Below are 18,080 nucleotides of genomic sequence, written 5' to 3'. Positions count from 1 at the left end.
CGTGAAAACCTTGAAAGTTGGCGTCTGCCTGATGGCGGCCTTGATGTTGTGTGGCTGTAACCCGCTGATGACCGCTTCGGTGCGCAACCTCAAGTCGGCGGTGATCGGCCCGGATGAGCTGGACGTGAGCGCGGCCCAGGTGGCCGAGGTCAAGTATCCGCAAGTCAAACTGACCACGCCCTCCGGCTCCGGGGTGCTGGCGCTGGTGCGTGAGCGTGATGATCTGCAGTTCTGGGTCGCTTCCGGCAAACAGGTGTTGCTCCTGCGTGACGGCCTCGCCGTGCGCACCATCGGCCTCGGCGTCGAGGGCGATCTGGACGGCACGCGGCTGGCCGACAACGCGCCGTTCAAGCGCGGGCTGCATCAAGTTGCCGATGGTTTCACCAGTCAGCGCTGGATCGACCTGTACAAGGGCCAGGAGGTTGGCTTGATCGTCAACAGCCGGTTCTCCCGCCGATCCACGCAAACCCTGGACATTCTCGACAAGCAATACACCGTGCTGCGTGTCGATGAGCGCATCGACGTCCCGGCCATCGGCCTGCGCGCGACCAACCATTACTGGGTCGATCCGGTGGACGGTTTCATCCTGCAGAGCGAGCAGCAACTGACCGCGCAAATGCGCGTGCGCATCGTGCAATTGACCCCCGATCGCAGGCACCTGCCATGAAGCGCTTACGGAGGTTATCGGCGGGTTTGCTGTTGCTCAGCGGCGTCAGTCAGGCAGCGGTCACGGTCAGTGGCGATGTCGCCAACCCGGGGCCGGTGGAATTGCCGCCGGGCGGGCGCTTGCTCGACGTGATCAGCGTGGCCGTACCGAATGCCGAAGGTTACTGGCTGGCCGGCGTGTTGCTGCGCCAGTCGTTGCTGGAACAGCAGGCCCGGCTCAAGGCCGGGGTGCTGTTCGATCTCGATGTGCTGCAACGCATGGCTTCGTTGTTTGACCGCCCGAGTCGCGCGGCGCTGGCGTTGCGCCTGGCCGAGCAGGTGCGGCAGATGCCGGTCACCGGGCGCCAGGTCGCGGATCTTGATCCGGTCGCGGTGGAAGTCGGATTTGCGCGCAACATTCGTCTCGACGATGGTGATCGGCTGATCTACCCGAAACGGGTCGACGAGGTACAGGTATTGGGCGCCGTCGCCGAAACCTGTCACCTGCCTTATCAGCCTCTGCTGGAGGCGCGCGAGTACCTGGAAAGATGCACGCCGCTGGACGATGCCGAGGCCGATTACCTGTGGCTGATCCAGCCCAATGGTGCGGTCCGGCGCGTGGGTATCGCGCATTGGAATCGCGAGAGCGGGCAGTTTCCCGTGGCCGGCAGCAAGATTCTGGTGCCGGTAAAAAATGATGATCTGGATCCGCCTGTTCCTGAACTGAATCAGCAGTTGGCCGAATTGATTGCCACGCAGCTGGCTGAGGTGGTTCGTTGAAGTTACGTGTTGCAGCTGTGTTGTTATTGCCGTGCGGTCTGGTGCATGCCGAACCGCGTATTACCCAGAATGATTTCGGTGGTACCGGTCTGTTGCAGACGCCGACCGCGCGCATGGCCCCGGCCGGCGAGCTGAGCGTCAACGCCAACCGCACCGAGCCTTACAGCCGCTACAGCGTGTCGTTGCAGCCACTGGACTGGCTCGAAGGTTCGTTCCGCTACACCGCGATCACCAACCGCCCGTACGGGCCGGAGTCGATGAGCGGCAGCCAGAGCTATAAGGACAAGGCGGTCGACGCCAAAGTCCGGCTGTGGCAGGAAACCCACTGGGCCCCCGATGTCGCTTTGGGCTTCCGAGACATTGGCGGTACCGGCTTGTTCGCCAGCGAATATTTCGTCGCCAACAAGCGCTTTGATAATTTCGATTTCAGCGCCGGCATTGCCTGGGGTTATCTCGGTAATCGTGGCGATCTCGATAACCCGCTGGGCTACCTCGACGATCGCTTCAAGACCCGTCCGGCCCTGGAAGGCACCGGTGACGTCAACGCGGGTTCGTACTTTCGCGGCAAACCGTCGTTCTTCGGTGGCGTGAGCTACCAGACACCGTGGGATCGCCTGAGTCTGAAACTCGAATACGAAGGCAACGACTACAAGCATGAGCCGAAGGACAACGTGATCAAGCAGGACTCGCCGATCAACTTCGGCGCAGTGTTCAAGGTGGCCGATTCGGTGGACGTCAGCGCGGCGTGGGAGCGGGGCAACACGGCGATGTTCGGCATCACGTTCCATACCAATTTCGTCAGCCGCAAGGCGCCGGCCAAGACCTACGATCCGACGCCTGAACCGCTGCCGGCGAAAATGCCGACCACGCCGATGGAACAGGTCAACTGGGCCGACGTGTCGCAGCGTCTGCAGCAGAATGCCGGGTACAAGGTCGAGCGCATCAGCCAGCGTGATTCCGAGCTGATCGTCTACGGCGAGCAGCAGCGCTACTTCCATTCGTCGAAGGCCGTTGGCCGTGCGAGTCGGATTCTCGACAACAGCGTGAACGACGATATCAACTGGTTCACCGTGGTCAACAAGCGCTACGACCTGCCGCTGGAAGAGACCAGCGTGCCACGCCAGACCTTCCGCGAAGTGATCAACAACGAGGAGCCGCTGGAGTCGCTGCACCGCACCACCGAGATCAACCCGGCGATGCCGCACAACGAGAAAACCCTCTACAGCGAAGCGCCGCAGCATTTCAGCTATGGCGTCGGTCTGGGCTTCAAGCAAAACGTCGGCGGCCCGGATGGTTTGCTCTATCAATTGAGTGCCGATGCGGACGCCGAGTACCGCTTCAACCGCAACACCTGGTGGAGCGGGCTGGTCAGTGCCAACCTGGTGAACAACTTCGACAAGTTCACCTACGATGCGCCCAGCGGTCTGCCGCGGGTGCGTACCGATTTGCGTCAGTACCTGACCACCTCGGAAGTGACCATGCCGTTGTTTCAGGTCAGCCATGCCGAGCAGTTGGACAAGGACCTGTATGGCATGGTCTACGGTGGTTATCTGGAGTCGATGTTTGCCGGCGTTGGCGGTGAGGTGCTGTTCCGGCCGACCGGCGAGCGCTGGTCGGTGGGGGCGGATCTGAACTACGTGCGTCAGCGCGAGTTCGACCAGGGTTTCGGCCTGCGCGACTACTCGATCTGGACCGGGCACATCACCGGTTATACCGACCTGCCGTATGACACGTTGGCGGCGGTCAGTGTTGGTCGTTATCTGGCCGGCGACTGGGGCGGTACGCTCGACATCTCTCGCGAGTTCTTCAACGGCGTGCGCTTCGGCGCGTGGGCGACGATCACCACGGCGGGCAGTGCCGAGTACGGGGAGGGTAGTTTCGACAAAGGCCTCTACCTGTCGATCCCGTTCGACGAAATGATGAGCATGTCGACCATGCGCCGCGCCAACCTGGTCTGGGCCCCCCTGACCCGTGACGGCGGCGCCAGGCTCAATCGCAGCTTCCAGCTGCACTCGATGACCGATAGCCGCGAGGGCGACATGTTCTACCGCAACTTCTCGAAGATTACCGAGTAATCCTTGGGAATCGGTGGGAGCAGCTGGCCTGCTCGCGATGGTGCCGGCACATCCAACATTTGTGCAGCCTGACCCACCGCTTTCGCGGGCAAGCCACGCTCCCACAGTGGTCCGGGGTGAACCGAATACCCGATCCATACCCCCGATCCCTGTAGGAGTGAGCCTGCTCGCGAAGGCGTCATCCCAGTCGACATCCCTGTCGCCTGAAACACCGCCATCGCGAGCAGGCTCACTCCTACAATGGGGTTGCGGTGAAGCCACACATCCCGACGCGATCCCCAATCCCTGTGGGAGCGGGCTTGCTCGCGAAGGCGTCGGCACATTCAGCATATGTGCTGCCAGATCCACCGCTTTCGCGGGCAAGCCACGCTCCCACAGTGGTCCGGGGTGAACCGAATACCCGATCCATGCCGAGATCCCTGTAGGAGTGAGCCTGCTCGCGAAGGCGTCAGCCCAGTCGACATCCCTGTCGCCTGAAACACCGCCATCGCGAGCAGGCTCACTCCTGCAATGGGGGTTGCGGTGAGGCCACACATCGCGACGCGATCCCACAATCCCTGTGGGAGCGGGCTTGCTCGCGAAGGCATCGGCACATTCAACATCTGTGCTGCCTGACCCACCGCTTTCGCGGGCAAGCCACGCTCCCACAGGGGAACGGGGTGAAGTCAATATCTCGATCCACACCGAGATCCCTTGTGGGAGCGAGCCTGCTCGCGAAGGCGCCAGTCCATTCAAAATCCATGTTGCCTGATCCACCGCTATCGCTTGCAGGCAAGCTCCCACAGTGATTTTGTGGTGTGCCCGATTTGAGTGAACGCCGCCGGACCCTGTGGGAGCGGGCTTGCCCGCGAAGGCGCCGGCACTGTCACCATCGCAACAGCCTGATCCACTACCCAAATCCCGCCCACAAAAAAGGGGACTTTCGTCCCCTTGCGGTATTGCCTGATCTACCACTCGCCCATCAATAAATGTCTTTCGACAGCAACGTAAACGGCGTCTTCACCAGGATCTTCAGATCCAGCCACAACGACCAGTTGTTGATGTAATGCAGGTCCATCTCCACCCGCCGCTGCATTTTGTCGATGGTGTCGGTCTCGCCACGGCAGCCGCTGATCTGTGCCAGCCCGGTAATACCCGGTTTGATTCGATGACGAGCCATGTACGCGAGGATTTTCCCCGAGTAGTAGTTGTTGTGCGCCACCGCGTGCGGACGTGGACCGACCAACGCCATTTGCCCCTGCAGCACGTTGAACAACTGCGGCAGCTCGTCCAGCGAAGTGCGGCGGATGAAGCGCCCGACCGCAGTAATACGCGAGTCGTTGCGGCTGGCCTGAACCACTTCGCGGTCATCGTGCACGCGCATCGAGCGGAATTTCCACACCTGAATCACCTTGCCGTTCCAGCCGTGGCGATCCTGCTTGAAGAACACCGGGCCCGGCGAGTTGATCTTCACTGCCAACGCAATGAACAGCAGCACCGGACTCAACAGGATGATCGCCAGCAACGCCACGCCTTTTTCCAACAGGCTCTTGCTCAGCGCAGCAGTAGGGCGGCTGGTCAGCGGGCTTTCGTTGAGGCAGATCGCCGGCAGACCGTCCACGACCTTCACCGAGTGATTGAGCAGGGTCAGACTGTTCAAGTCCGGCACCCAGACCACATCGACATTGGCGCCGAGCAAATCGACGTACATCGCTTCGATTTTCGCAGCTTCGGCCAGCGGCAGGGTGATGTACAAACGGCGGATGTCATGGTCTTTGATCAGCTCGAGCAAATCTTCCTGATCACCGACCACACGCGGCGCATCCGCATCCAGATTCGGCGTCGGGCCATTGCTGACCAGGCCTACCAACGGCAGGTTTTCCACCTGACTGATCTTCTTCGCCAGACCCAGTGCCAGCTCGCCGGTACCAACGATCAGGGTCTTCTGCGCACTGGTGCGGGAGCGCTGGTAGTACTTGGAAAAGGCGTGCAACGGTGCGTACAGCAACGCCTGACCGAGGAAACCGTACACCGCCCAACTCAGCGTCACCTCGCGGGAGAACACCTCGTCGGCCTTGCACACGAACGCGATGCAAGCCAGCGCGACCATGGTCATCGACCAGCCCATGAACAAACGTCCGAGCCCGGTCAGGTAATTGTCCTGCTTGCGATACACGCCGCTGAACGTATACGCCGGCACCGAGGCCAGCACCGCCAGTGTCGCGCACATGCGGTAATAGAACTCGACGGTGCCTGTGTGCCGTTCAGCCAGTATGAATAACAACGCAACAATGAAAGCCTGCGCCAATGCCCATTGGCCCCAGAAGGTAAGTCCCTTGAGGCCGTTATTTCGATTGATCCGTAGAGAAAGTTCCATGAGATATCCCCAGAAATACGTCCATTCAGGTTTCGACAGTTGAAGTCCGAGTTGCTAGATAGGCTTGTTGTTGTTATTGGACGAGTGTCCTGAGGTAACAACGTCGATAGGCCGAACTGTCGTCAATCAATAGACTAAGTTATTGCCGGAGAGGGTGTCTGACGAGTTCTAACAAGATGGCACAGTGCCAACTTTTTAATAATCAAATACAAGGTTGTTAGAAAAGGTCGCAGAGCAGGGGGTGAATAAATTATGTTGTGTTTGTTACTGTAGGAGGGGTGGAGGCAGGGAGCTATTATTACCAGGGAGGTGAAGTCAAACAGAGTGCTCTTGTTGTTTTTGTAATCGCACTGTTTTCTGTTTGTTTTGTTCGTGGATATCGTACGTGTTTACGCAACGATTTCCTGGATGAGGCAATAACCGCGGTTTCTTACGGCACGAAACAGACGCTCACCATTACTCGCGCTTTTGAACTTGTCCTGCAGGCGACTCAGGCACATCTCCAGGCCACGATATTGCTCCGGCTCGCGGCCGATGCTGAGGATCAGGTCATCACGACTGACTACACGTTCCTCGTGATGGAGCATTTTGCGCACCAGTGCGGTTTCCAGTCCGGTAAGGCTGATCTCGACGCCTTCCTTGACCAGTGCGCCTTGATCGTTGTCCAGATGCCAGGTTTCGTTGCACGGTGTGCTGCCTTCATTGGCTGAAGTCGGGTGGGCGGTGTCCGCGTTCATTGTCGGGGATTGGTGAAACGGGTTTGCCGATTGTGCGGCGAGCCATTCCGATTCGAGGGTGGCCAGTATGCGCTGGGTATCGTGTTCAATCGTGCGGGCGACGTTTTTCCGAGTGCCGCTTGGGTAAGAAAACTCCATCAGCATCGGGGTGGAAGAGGGCGAAGTAGCACCTTCAATAAACATTTGTGCCTGAGACGTGCCAAACGAATTGAAGCGCTCGCTGGACAGAATGCTCTCAAGTTCACGCTGCGACGTTGTACTGTTGGTCACGACGACAAAATATTTTCTTGGGAGGGTTGTACTAGTTTCCATGTCTCTCTCCTAAAATGTGCACCAAAATGGGCGAAAAGATAAATCGGCAGGCGAGCAATAACTTCCTTGGAAGTAATCGACAGGCAGGGTCTGGGCCCAAAATGGCCCTCGATAAGTTCCACTCGTTCTGCTGCTATGTTGTTAAGTTTATTGTTATGGTTCGGTGTAGCCGTGCTCATTCAATTGCTTGATTATAATTAGGTATGAAGTACAACTAGAGCGGTATGGTTGCATATGACGATCCTTCGTAAGTATGCAAAGAGGATGGCTGCCCGAGAGTCAGGCAGTCGATATCAGACCCCGCATCAGGCGATAGCCGTAGCCGCGGATGCTCTGAATCGCGTTCGTACCATACATGTCCTTGATTTTTCCACGCAAGCGGCTGATGGATTTTTCCAGCGCCCTCGGGTCGTAGAAATTGGTATTGAGCCCCATGATGCTGGCGATTTCATCATGGCTGAGAATGTGATTGCTGGTCTGCGCAAAGGCTTCCAGGATCTTCATCTCGGCAAACGAGATGTCGAGTTTCTGGCTGGCGCCGCCCAGCAGGCAGATGCGCGTAGGGTCGAGCGTGAGGTTGATATCCCGCTGCCATTCTTCACTGTTGAAGAACTCACCGAGCAACTCGTCGCCCTCGTCGGAAAGGGTGTTGAGCTTGATACAGAAGTCGGCCCCGGCCAGGAAATACTTGATCTTGTTGAACGCGCCGCGACCGGAAATGACCGCGCAAATGATCGGCTTCAAGTTATTGGCGCGCAGGTTCTCGATCAGCGCAAGATTGTCTTCCAGCGCTTGCGGAGTGTCGATAACGATGAAGATGGCTCGATACGAACCAGAAAGTTCATTGTGCTTAAATGAACTAGTGTACGAACTGGCCTCAAGTGCCATATCAGTGCGTACGTGCTTTGCGACCAGCGCTCTAAAATGTTCGGCCACGCCACAGGTTCGGCCCAGAGTGAGAACACCGGGTACGTCGTTTGTCGGGCGCGGACTTCTAGTCGCCAAGTTCCCTGAGAGCATCATGCATTGACTCGAATTAGGTGCTGACATCGGGATGTTAAAGCACCGGTTCTCATCTGTGACTGACAATTGGTAACATTCACGCGATTTTTAGACGTGGCTCCCGAGTTTTCTAACAATAATTAAGCATTTCAAGCTTTTAGTTGATTTTCTCGGGACTGTGAACTAGTCGTTACATGGTGGCAATGTGGAATTGTGCCACTATTTTGAGTCTATGGCCACGGCTTTATTCATGTCCAATTGCCACTGTCCGTGATCGTGAGATAGTGTGAGCTTGATCACACTTTATTGGCTGATCCAACTTTTTTCTACTAAATGCCTAAATATTTTCTGAGTGGTTCGTAGGCGGACGATTATTAACATGGCTTGAGTGTGTCTTTTGATAAGACATATTCTCCGTCGCCTGATCAGGCAATGGGTGTCGCGTTATACCGATTGTTTAACTTCAGATACTCAATTCCTGAATACAGTTGACCGGTCGCTCATCGAGAGCGCTCTGACGGAGGATTAATGGATTTCTGGACCTTTATCCAGGTGTTGATTTTAGGCGCAGTGGAAGGCCTGACCGAGTTCTTGCCGATCTCCAGTACCGGCCACCAGATCATCGTCGCCGACTTGCTGGACTTCGGCGGCGAACGCGCGATGGCGTTCAACATCATTATTCAACTGGGGGCAATCCTGGCCGTGGTCTGGGAGTTTCGCCCGAAGATCTTCGACATCGTCAAAGGACTGCCCACCCAACGCAATGCGCAACGTTTCACCCTCAACCTGCTGATCGCCTTCCTGCCGGCGGTGGTCCTCGGCGTGCTGTTCGCTGACAAAATCCATCAATACCTGTTTAACCCGATCACCGTGGCCATGGCCTTGGTAGTGGGCGGCGTCGTCATGTTGTGGGCCGAACAGCGCAACCATGTGGTGAGCGTCGATCACGTCGACGACATGCGCTGGTCAGACGCGTTGAAGATCGGTTTCGTGCAATGCCTGGCGATGATTCCCGGCACGTCGCGCTCGGGCTCGACCATCATCGGCGGTTTATTGTTCGGCTTGTCCCGGAAAGCCGCCACAGAGTTCTCGTTCTTCCTCGCCATGCCGACCATGGTCGGCGCCGCGGTGTACTCCGGCTACAAATACCGCGACCTGTTCCAGGCCAGCGACCTGCCAGTGTTCGCCCTCGGATTCGTCATCGCCTTCATCTTCGCCATGATCGCCGTGCGCGGCCTGCTCAAATTCATCGCCAACCACAGCTACGCCGCGTTCGCCTGGTATCGGATCGCGTTTGGCTTGTTGATTCTGGCGACGTGGGTGTTTGGCTGGGTGAACTGGACGGAAGCGGCGGCGTGATCACTGACTGCTGATCAATGTCGCAACCGCGAGGTCGTTCAACTCCGAGTTGGGCGACTCTTGGCGGTAGCGCTGCAAGGCTGATGTGAAATACGCGGCTTGCAGCATGCCGTCGCTGGCGAGGTAATAGCGCGCCGCTTCGATTTCCTCTGGCGAGTAAACACGTTTATTGAGACCGGAAACTTTGGAGGTTGCGTAGAACGGCGACAACACCGTCGTCGCCACCATCAAACCGGTGAACTGCGTGATCTGCAAAGGGCTTTCCTCACCCGCGCCACAAATGAAATCGCAGTGGGCGTGAGTACTGGCAGAGGCGGTGGCGAGTAGAGCGAGGGGGATAAAGCGCTTGAACGAAACACAGCGAAACGCGGGCATAAACAAAAGACATCCTGTCAGCACATCAAAACTCCGGGCAACGCTCATTCGTTGCCCGCACATTCAAACCATCTATCAACGGCCTTGCAGCAACTCGCCAGCCTGATCCAGCAACGCCAGCGGATCCGTGGCCTTGTGAATATCCACCGACAATAACTGGCGGAATTTACGCGCCCCCGGGAACCCGGTGCCCAACCCCAGCACATGCCGGGTGATGTGATGCATCGCGCCGCCGGCCTGCAAATGCTCGGCAATATACGGCCGCAACTGCGCCAGCGCCTCGGCCCGGCTGATCACCGGCGCGCTGCTGCCGAACAACTGCTGATCGACCTCCGCCAGCAAATACGGATTGTGATAAGCCTCACGCCCGAGCATCACGCCGTCAAAGGTCTGCAAATGCTCATGGCAGGCCTCCATCGTTTTGATCCCGCCGTTCAGCACAATCTCCAGCTCCGGAAAATCCGCCTTCAACTGCGCCGCCACGTCATACCGCAACGGCGGAATGTCGCGATTCTCCTTCGGCGACAAGCCCTCCAGAATCGCAATCCGCGCATGCACGGTAAAACTGGTGCACCCGGCATCCCGCACCGTACCGACGAAATCACACAACTCGGCGTAACTGTCCCGCCCATTGATCCCGATCCGATGCTTCACCGTCACCGGAATCGACACCGCATCGCGCATCGCCTTCACACAATCCGCCACCAACTGCGGATGCCCCATCAGGCACGCACCAATCATATTGTTCTGCACCCGATCACTCGGGCAGCCAACATTCAGGTTCACCTCATCGTAACCATGCTCCTGCGCCATGCGCGCGCAGGCAGCTAGATCCAACGGAACGCTACCGCCGAGTTGCAGCGCCAGCGGATGCTCGGCTTCGTTGTGACGGAGGAAACGTTCGTGATCGCCGTTGAGGAGGGCGCCGGTAGTGACCATCTCGGTGTAGAGCAGGGCGTTCTTCGACAGGAGGCGTAGGAAGTATCTGCAATGCCTATCAGTCCAGTCCATCATCGGGGCGACGGAGAAGCGGCGGGAGAGTGGGGCGGGTGTGGCGGAGATAGGGGGCATTGGCGGTTCTGGATTGGGTGGGGCTGGGAGGTGGGGGAGTTTATCAGGAATGGGGGGGATGGGCTTGGGGAGTACCTGAATGCTGTGCTGACGGGGCTTGAAGTTTGTAGGGGGGGTACTGATAAATAAATCAGTACCCATTCCTTTGAGACCGACTGGTGGTAGTTTTTGCGTTGGCTCATAGCAGCCCCAGAGAAATACTGTTTCCAAGAAAAAATCCTTTGAAAAAGCACTTATCCCCTCCCGCGGACGGGCTGCGTATGTTTTTTTGTGCAGCAGTGAGGAGTGCGCAATTGAGCTTTGCAATCATGAAGACCCTGGGCTGGGGCCCGGTAGATGGCGATTAAACAGAGTGTCACGCTTTGCAAAAAATGAAGAATTGACCCTTGGTCGTTCAAATTAGTGCTCGTGAAGTAAAAGTGGGAGGAGACGGTTTTGAAGGGGGGAAAGTAAAACGAACATTTTTACGCGTTTTATAAACATTTCTGATTAGGCGGAGACATGCTCTTCCTATTCTTGACGGATCCCGATCACTTTGTAGCCCTTGCATGGCAAGGCTCTGAAGGAAAACAGCACATTTCAATTTTCTACTTCTAGAATCACTGTCAGTTCGTCATGCATCCGAGCGCGAAAGTCAGGGCGTGGCGTTAGGGGCACAGGCAGCGCCTGAATGTGTGGAGGGAATCGTTTTGGCCAATGAAATTGCATTGCCGTTCTATACCGATTGGAAATTTTGGTCGTTGGTTGTATCGGTCCTTGCCGTGATTTTGTCGCAGCTCCCTCCGATTCATTTGCTACTCCGTCCTCGCCGCTTAGAAGTTGAAGTTCACAGCCGCGTTCAATTGACCCATCGTGTAGGAAATCCGAACCTAGGACTGGTCGTAGGGATAACCAATTCAGGTGGACGGAGCTTGAGAATTCGGTCGATGCATCTTGACTTGGTACGGGATGGTCAGCCTCTGGTAACGCTTCATGCGCAGGCGTACTTTGAAACGCCCTCGTCAACCTCGACTGTTTTGCTCGTTCCCTTTTTCTTGAAGCCAGGGGACAGCTGGGCGCATGCCGTTACCTTTTTTAATAATTTTGAACGCCAGGTTGATAAGGCGTATCGGGCCGATCTAGCGCGGTTGAGAACCGATATTCGGAAGAAAATAGACGCCCAGCCGCCGGACAAGAGAGAACTGGTCGAAGCTGAACCGCAAATGATCGCTCCTTTCTCGGAGCTGTTTCGGAAGCTCTTTATTTGGGAAACGGGAGAGTACATGTTCACGCTCTCTGTTATCGCTGCCCCGGGTTCGGCGTCTTATACGAAAAAATACCGGTTTACGTTGTATGAGTCCGACACCGAGGAGCTTCGACAGCAGGCTGAGAGGTACAAGTACGGGGCCGGAATTGCTTACGATGAGCAGGACGGGGCGGTGATGGTTCCTATCACGGAGCATGTCGGCTAGTAGCGGAGGGATACGCCTGAGACCATAGGTATTGAGCGAAGGAGGACAGATTTATTTTTCTCGAGTGTTACTAATAAGGTAGCGAGCTGCGTCCTGTTTAAAGTGTGGTTATCTGCACTACCTTAGCCCTACACCACCTTGCACCATCCCCTACACCTAAGACAGAATCCGCCGGTTTGTGCGTCTAGCTCGCGGGTTCTATCGTCCCTACGTCACTGAAAACCAGTGATCGGGTTTGGTAGCCCGTCTCCGTCAGAAGCACAAGACTACTGTCTTGCGAGGGCGTTTCTCGTCTTCGTTTTATGGTGGTCATGCGCGGGGCGTCTTCGGATGCGCCGGGGTTCCTGACGACCGGTCTACCAACCTGCGTATGGCCTCCACCCTTCGTTTGGTAGCGAGAGTGATGGCTCCTTTTCGTTTATCCGTCAGGAGTTACACCATGTTCAAACCAACACCGAATCCACCCGAGTCCGACCCCGCATCCCCCTACGAATCCCTCGATTCCCGCAAACTCCACGAAGCCGCCGAGCGCGCCCTCGATCACTACCTCACCCCGGCCAGCCAGATCATGGCCAGCGGTGATCAATCCAAACCGATGTTCCTCGCCAACCCGGCCTACGACACTGAATCCCTGCTCGCCAATGCCAGCGAGTCCCTGGGTTCCGCCACCACCATGCTCAACGATTTCGCCGCGTTGCTGGATGTCTCGCACCGCAAGACGTTGCTGGGCATTGCGCAGGTGGTGATGTTGGGGGAGTTGGCGGTGAATCAGGCGTTGGATAACGTCGAGCTCAAGGCGTAGAGCGCTGCCCTCCGTGGCAAGCGGCTTGGTCGTGGTCGCGGAGGGCGTTCTGTCGATGCGCAAGACATCCGCCGAAAATGGCGGTTTTCAGCTTGTTTCCGCTGCAATAGCGATGTGCCATGAAAAATGATGGCAATGCGTCATCATGCGCACGAAAAAGTTCACTGCTTGTACAAAAATATAAAGTTGTACAACTTTTCCCAAAGTTTATAGCATCCGTTCCCAACACCTTTGCTGAAACGATAAATCCAGCTTGAGTCCTGGATTTGTCCGCCGGTGCGTGGGCCGTCAAAAGGGTTTTCGCATCGGCTATTTGCAGCCGGGTCAGTGGAAGCTGCCCGTATTTCGCCCAGGACGACGACCCCGAATATGAGTGGTAACTCCGGTTATCAGAGATCTACTTTTTTTTGTGCCTGACGCTGAATCGCGTCAGGGCGTTAGAGGCTGAACATGGCAGAAGCATCGAATTTCCTGGGCAACATCAAGGTTTCCCGAAAGTTGGGGGCCGGGTTTGGCGTTCTTTTGCTGGCGGTGGGGGCGGTGGCCTTCATTGGCTATAGCAGCAGTAATGTGCTGGTGGATCGCTTGGACACCACGCGCCTGATCGGTACGCTCAACGATGCGTCGCAGGACATGCGGCTGTCGGAGAAGCAGTACGAAGCGGCGGCGGATGCGGCGTTTGCCGAGTCTTATCAGTCGCAGCTGACGGTGTTGCAGGGGCTGATCGCCAAGGCGTTGCAGACCCTGACGCGGGCGGAAAACCAGCAGGCCTTGAAGCAGTTACAGGACACCACGTTGGCCTACGATCAGCGGGTCAAGCGCTTGATCGAGGCGGACAAGGCGACCAGCGATGCGCTGAAACCGTTGGGGGCGATGTCGGACAAGTACGCCGAGACCTTCAACAGGATGTTCGAGAGCACCACAGCGAGTGCGCTGGCGTCTGCTGATACCGCGCGGGTGGCGGACTTGCGCACGGTGGCGGATCTGCGCAATGGCATGACGATGTTTCGTCTGATGTTGCGGCGTTATATCGCGGTGCCGAGCGAGGCCAACAAGAAGGTGCTGCTGGACACCACCGATGCGTTTCTGGCCGACATGAGCAAGGCGCGCAGCGGTTTGCCGGCGGCCCTGTCGAGTCAGCTTGAAGAGGCGCAGGCCGGCATGCGCCGTTATCGTGAGGTGCTGGTGGAGGTCGCCGCGCTGTTCGAGCAGAAGCAGAGCCTGCGCCAGCAGGTGGATCAGCAGAGCCAGGCGATGGACAGCATCATGACCGGCCTGATGGACACCCAGCAGCGTCTGGCTCGGGACGATCAACAGCGTGCGTTTATCCAGATTGCAGTGCTGACGGTGCTGGCGCTGGTGGTCGGTCTGTTTGCTTCGGTGCTGATCTCGCGGCAGATCACCGGGCCGCTGGCGCTGACGGTGGAACTGGCGCGACGGATTGCCAAGGGCGATCTGACGGTGCAAGCCAAATCCAGCCGCAAGGATGAGTTGGGCGATCTGCAAAACGCGATGCAGGACATGGCGCAAAGCCTGAACACGCTGGTGCAGGGGATCGGTAACGGTGTCACGCATATTTCGACATCGGCCGAGAAGCTCTCGGCGATGAGCGAGCAGACCAGCGCCGGTGTGCGTCAGCAGAAAGTCGAGGTGGACCAAGTCGCCACGGCGATGCACGAAATGGCTTCGACGGTGCAGGAGGTGGCGCGCAATACCACGGACGCATCCGCCGCTGCGACCCTGGCCGATCAGCAGGCGCGTCACGGCAGTGCGGTGGTCAAGCAGGCGACCGTGCAGATCAGTGAATTGTCGGTGGCGATCGAAGAGTTGGGCGCAGCGATGAACGTGCTGTCCCAGGACAGTGAGCAGATCGGCAAGGTCATCGATGTGATCAAGGCAGTCGCTGAGCAGACCAACTTGCTGGCGCTGAACGCGGCGATTGAAGCGGCGCGGGCGGGGGAGCAGGGCCGTGGTTTCGCGGTGGTTGCCGATGAAGTGCGGTCGCTGGCGCAGCGCACGCAGGATTCGACCAAGGAAATCGAAGCGCTGATTGTCACCCTGCAACAGGGCACGCAAGCGGCATCTACACTGATGACATCCAGCCGCGAGCGTACCCTGGACACCGTGGTGCTGGCGCAGAAGGCCGAGCAGGCGATTACCGAGATCAACCATTCGATCGGCACGATCCAGCAAATGAGCCTGCAGATTTCCGCCGCCGCCGAGCAGCAAAGTGCGGTGGCCGATGAGATCAATCGCAGCATCGTCAGTGTGCGCGATGTGGCCGATCAGTCGGCCGTCGCCAGCGAAGAAAGCGCTGCCGCGACCCTTGAGCTGGCATCGCTGGGGCAGGACCTGCAACGCATGACGGCGCATTTCCGCACCTGATGGCATTTCGCAATGAACTTGGCCGGAATTGACCGGTCAGCCTGTATAAGCGGGGGCCGCCAAGCGGCGCCACCCGGTCCGTGCAGTGATTTTTTTCTGGGCCATGGATGGTTGCAACCCGCTCTCAGGGGGCGTCATGACCAATACACCAATTTTCCCCCAGCCCAGCGGGGGGTGCCAAGGATGCCGGCAAAAAGGCGAGGCCGATATGGCGTTCTCCTTTGCTTTCCAGCCGATTGTGGATGTGCGTGATCAATCGACCTTCGCCCATGAGGCGCTTGTTCGGGGCGTGCAGGGCGAGGGTGCGCTGTCGGTGCTGGAGCAGGTCGATGACCAGAACCGCTATCGCTTCGATCAACTGTGCCGCGTGCGTGCGATCTCCACGGCTGCGCAGTTGGGGCTCACCGGGTTTCTCTCGATCAATTTCCTGCCCAACGCGGTGTATCGACCGGACATGTGCATTCGCAGCACGCTGGAGGCGGCCCGCGCACATGCGTTCCCGCTTGATCGGCTGATCTTCGAAGCGGTCGAAGGCGAGCACGTCGAAAGCAACAAACACTTGATGAACATCTTGCGCGAATACCGCGAGTTCGGCTTCAAGACCGCCATTGATGACTTCGGTGCGGGGTATTCCGGGCTGAATCTGCTGGCGGACTTTCAGCCGGACCTGATCAAACTGGACATGGCGCTGATTCGCGATATCCATCGCGACCGCGTACGCCAGGCGATTGTGCGTGGCGTGGTGGGCATGTGTGCCGAGTTGGGCGTCGAGGTGATTGCCGAGGGCATCGAGCACCCCGAGGAGCGCGATTTTCTCGCCGATTGCGGGATTTATCTGATGCAGGGTTTCTGGTTCGCCAAACCGGCGTTTGAGGCGATGGCGCAGATTCCGGTGGAGGCATGGCAGCCGATTTGAGGCGAAGCTGAACCCGCGCTGTCGATCGGCAAAGTTTCATCTTGCCGGGTGCGGCGAAGGCCTACGATGCTTGCACAAGATCATCCCAAGGGGAGCCGTACCATGCGCACCAATGTCGTCAAAGTGCTGTTGATCGCTGCAGCTGTCTCGGTATTGAGTGCCTGTTCGGGCTCCGGTGGGCTGACCACCACCAGTTGTTTCTCCTCGGATTGCCAATCGCCGGAGGGTCGCACAAATGCAACGACCCTCAAATTCGGCGGTAACAGTATTGGTAGCAGCTTGAACCAGTACAGCTCCGGGATGTTGCACGACGATTGATCAAAATCGAGGCTGAACCTGTGGCGAGGGAGCTTGCTCCCGCTGGGGCGCGCAGCGCCCCCAAAAGAAGGTCTGCTGCGCAGCCCAGCGGGAGCAAGCTCCCTCGCCACAAATGTTTGTGCCTGGAAGATTACTGCGGCAGCGCCAGCCACTCACCAATGACCTTCTGATAACTGCCAGTGACTTTGCTCAGGTGCAGCCACTGGTCAACGTACAGTTTCCAGCTGATGTCATCGCGCGGCAGCAGATAGGCTTTTTCGCCGTACTGCATGTACTGGTGCGGATTCACCGCGCACAAACCCGGTTTGAGTTTCTGCTGATACAGCGCTTCCGAGGCGTCGGTGATCATCACGTCGGCCTTGTTATCGAGCAGTTGCTGGAAGATCGTCACGTTGTCGTGCAGGGCCAGTTGCGCCTTGGGCAGGAAGGCGTGGACGAAGGCTTCGTTGGTGCCGCCCGCCGGTTCAACCAGCCGTACGTTGGGCTGGTTGATCTGCTCGACGGTCTGGTATTTGGACTGATCGACACAACGCACCAGCGGGATCTTGCCGTCGCTGTCGAGGGTGTTGCTGAAGTAGGCTTTCTTCTGCCGCTCCAGCGTCACCGAAATCCCGCCCATGCCGATGTCGCACTTGCCGGCCTGCATGTCCGGCATCAGGGTTTTCCAGGTGGTTTGCACCCACTCGACTTTCACCCCGAGGCTGTCGGCCAGCGAGCGCGCCATGGCGATGTCGATACCCTCGAAGTCGCCGTCGCTGCGTTTGAAGGTGTAGGGCTTGTAGTCGCCAGTGGTGCAGACGCGCAGTTGGCCTTGTTGCTGGATGGTGTCGAGGTGCGAAGGTTGCTCGGCGGCCTGAGCGCTGAAATTCAGCGCGAGCAATGAACCGAGCAAGAGCAGTTTTTTATTGATGGGCATGTCTGTCGGGCTTCAAAGGGATCGGAGTGAGAAGTTAAACACGTTCCCGGCGCTGATCCCTATGGTTAGCTCGCGGTCAGAGGGCCAGACCTTCCTGCACCACCTGCAACAGGTTGTTCTCCGTCAGGGCAATCGCATCCAGTTCCTGACCGGTTTCCACCGTTTGCAACCACCAATGGCTTTCGTGATGTTCATCGACGGTGCGCAGCAGATAGGTGTTGCGCTCGGGCAGGGTGATCTGCACGCGGCCGGCGCCGTCCTCGGTAAACCGCGCGATGGGATCAAATGTCAGGGTTTGTTGATTGGCTTCGATCACCAGTTGGTCGATCGCGTAATCGTGGCTCTCGCCGTCGGGTGAGCTTTCGCAAACGTGGGTCGGATTGCGGCGAATTTTCAGGCCGACTTCGGTAACTGGCTGCAGCCAGCCCTCGATGCGGTGGTACAGATCGTAGACCTGCGCCGGCCAGCAATCGATCTCCAGCTCGGCATCCGCATGGGTGTGCCGTGTTTGCTTGAGTTTGGCGGCGAGTTCGTCTGCTTTACTCATTTCGGATCCCTTGGTTTGATGTCTGCCTGTTAA

At 57.8% G+C, this 18,080-nt stretch carries 16 protein-coding genes; 9 read left to right on the top strand and 7 right to left on the bottom strand.

All coding sequences use genetic code 11. The features are described 5' to 3' along the window. The first annotated feature begins 1 nt into the window (after window position 1). Genes V9L13_RS11240 through V9L13_RS11230 form a run of 3 tightly spaced genes read left to right on the top strand, consistent with a single transcriptional unit; the run spans window position 2 to window position 3,500 of the window. Window positions 2–667: a YjbF family lipoprotein gene (locus V9L13_RS11240; protein WP_103484263.1), complete on the top strand. Its 666-nt coding sequence runs from the start codon at window positions 2–4 to the stop codon at window positions 665–667. Continuing rightward, window positions 664–1,425 (top strand): capsule biosynthesis GfcC family protein, encoded by a 762-nt coding sequence (locus V9L13_RS11235; RefSeq protein WP_338802535.1) that lies wholly within the window; start codon window positions 664–666, stop codon window positions 1,423–1,425. The genes V9L13_RS11240 and V9L13_RS11235 overlap by 4 nt, the downstream gene beginning before the upstream one ends. Further along, the gene (locus V9L13_RS11230; protein ID WP_338802534.1) at window positions 1,422–3,500 is read left to right on the top strand and encodes a YjbH domain-containing protein; all 2,079 of its coding nucleotides are present in this window, start codon (window positions 1,422–1,424) and stop codon (window positions 3,498–3,500) included. The genes V9L13_RS11235 and V9L13_RS11230 overlap by 4 nt, the downstream gene beginning before the upstream one ends. Window positions 3,501–4,461: 961 nt before the next feature. Here V9L13_RS11230 and V9L13_RS11225 read toward each other — a convergent pair. The 3 genes from V9L13_RS11225 to V9L13_RS11215 all read right to left on the bottom strand — a co-directional run bounded on the left by V9L13_RS11225 (window position 4,462) and on the right by V9L13_RS11215 (window position 7,928). Continuing rightward, window positions 4,462–5,856: an undecaprenyl-phosphate glucose phosphotransferase gene (locus V9L13_RS11225; RefSeq protein ID WP_338802533.1), complete on the bottom strand. Its 1,395-nt coding sequence runs from the start codon at window positions 5,854–5,856 to the stop codon at window positions 4,462–4,464. Between the two features lie 389 nt (window positions 5,857–6,245). Next, the gene (locus V9L13_RS11220) at window positions 6,246–6,905 is read right to left on the bottom strand and encodes a helix-turn-helix domain-containing protein (RefSeq protein ID WP_338802532.1); all 660 of its coding nucleotides are present in this window, start codon (window positions 6,903–6,905) and stop codon (window positions 6,246–6,248) included. A gap of 279 nt (window positions 6,906–7,184) precedes the next feature. Next, on the bottom strand, window positions 7,185–7,928 hold the full coding sequence (locus tag V9L13_RS11215; protein WP_338802531.1) for a winged helix-turn-helix domain-containing protein: 744 nt from the start codon (window positions 7,926–7,928) through the stop codon (window positions 7,185–7,187). Between the two features lie 507 nt (window positions 7,929–8,435). Between V9L13_RS11215 and V9L13_RS11210 the strand changes: the two genes are divergently transcribed. After that, complete coding sequence (locus V9L13_RS11210; protein ID WP_103520638.1) at window positions 8,436–9,266, top strand: undecaprenyl-diphosphate phosphatase; 831 nt, start codon at window positions 8,436–8,438, stop codon at window positions 9,264–9,266. Here the strand turns inward: V9L13_RS11210 and V9L13_RS11205 are convergent, their stop codons facing one another. Further along, window positions 9,267–9,689 (bottom strand): DUF2388 domain-containing protein, encoded by a 423-nt coding sequence (locus tag V9L13_RS11205; RefSeq protein ID WP_226500015.1) that lies wholly within the window; start codon window positions 9,687–9,689, stop codon window positions 9,267–9,269. 27 nt (window positions 9,690–9,716) lie between these two features. Beyond that, window positions 9,717–10,712 (bottom strand): tRNA dihydrouridine(20/20a) synthase DusA, encoded by a 996-nt coding sequence (gene dusA / locus V9L13_RS11200; RefSeq protein WP_338802530.1) that lies wholly within the window; start codon window positions 10,710–10,712, stop codon window positions 9,717–9,719. A 689-nt stretch (window positions 10,713–11,401) separates the two neighbouring features. Here dusA and V9L13_RS11195 point away from each other — a divergent pair. From V9L13_RS11195 to V9L13_RS11175, 5 genes are all read left to right on the top strand, one after another. Then, the gene (locus tag V9L13_RS11195; RefSeq protein ID WP_338802529.1) at window positions 11,402–12,163 is read left to right on the top strand and encodes a hypothetical protein; all 762 of its coding nucleotides are present in this window, start codon (window positions 11,402–11,404) and stop codon (window positions 12,161–12,163) included. Between the two features lie 439 nt (window positions 12,164–12,602). Then, window positions 12,603–12,965 (top strand): DUF6124 family protein, encoded by a 363-nt coding sequence (locus tag V9L13_RS11190; protein ID WP_003226502.1) that lies wholly within the window; start codon window positions 12,603–12,605, stop codon window positions 12,963–12,965. A 450-nt stretch (window positions 12,966–13,415) separates the two neighbouring features. Then, on the top strand, window positions 13,416–15,350 hold the full coding sequence (locus tag V9L13_RS11185) for a methyl-accepting chemotaxis protein (protein ID WP_338802528.1): 1,935 nt from the start codon (window positions 13,416–13,418) through the stop codon (window positions 15,348–15,350). A 208-nt stretch (window positions 15,351–15,558) separates the two neighbouring features. Further along, a complete protein-coding gene (locus V9L13_RS11180) occupies window positions 15,559–16,266 on the top strand; it encodes an EAL domain-containing protein (protein ID WP_227698839.1) in 708 nt (235 codons plus the stop codon). A 102-nt stretch (window positions 16,267–16,368) separates the two neighbouring features. Then, window positions 16,369–16,584, top strand: a complete 216-nt coding sequence (locus V9L13_RS11175; RefSeq protein ID WP_081794889.1) for a hypothetical protein — start codon at window positions 16,369–16,371, stop codon at window positions 16,582–16,584. A 130-nt stretch (window positions 16,585–16,714) separates the two neighbouring features. On the opposite strand, the gene V9L13_RS11170 is transcribed toward V9L13_RS11175, so the two are convergent. Together V9L13_RS11170 and V9L13_RS11165 are read right to left on the bottom strand one after the other, a co-directional pair. Then, window positions 16,715–17,500 (bottom strand): transporter substrate-binding domain-containing protein, encoded by a 786-nt coding sequence (locus tag V9L13_RS11170; protein WP_338802527.1) that lies wholly within the window; start codon window positions 17,498–17,500, stop codon window positions 16,715–16,717. Between the two features lie 76 nt (window positions 17,501–17,576). Continuing rightward, window positions 17,577–18,047: a hypothetical protein gene (locus V9L13_RS11165; protein ID WP_338802526.1), complete on the bottom strand. Its 471-nt coding sequence runs from the start codon at window positions 18,045–18,047 to the stop codon at window positions 17,577–17,579. Between the last annotated feature and the right edge of the window lie 33 nt (window positions 18,048–18,080).

Origin of the sequence: Pseudomonas sp. RSB 5.4, from assembly GCF_037126175.1 — a bacterium.
GTDB classification, from domain to species: domain Bacteria; phylum Pseudomonadota; class Gammaproteobacteria; order Pseudomonadales; family Pseudomonadaceae; genus Aquipseudomonas; species Aquipseudomonas fluorescens_H.
This window is presented reverse-complemented; position numbering and strand designations above follow the sequence as displayed.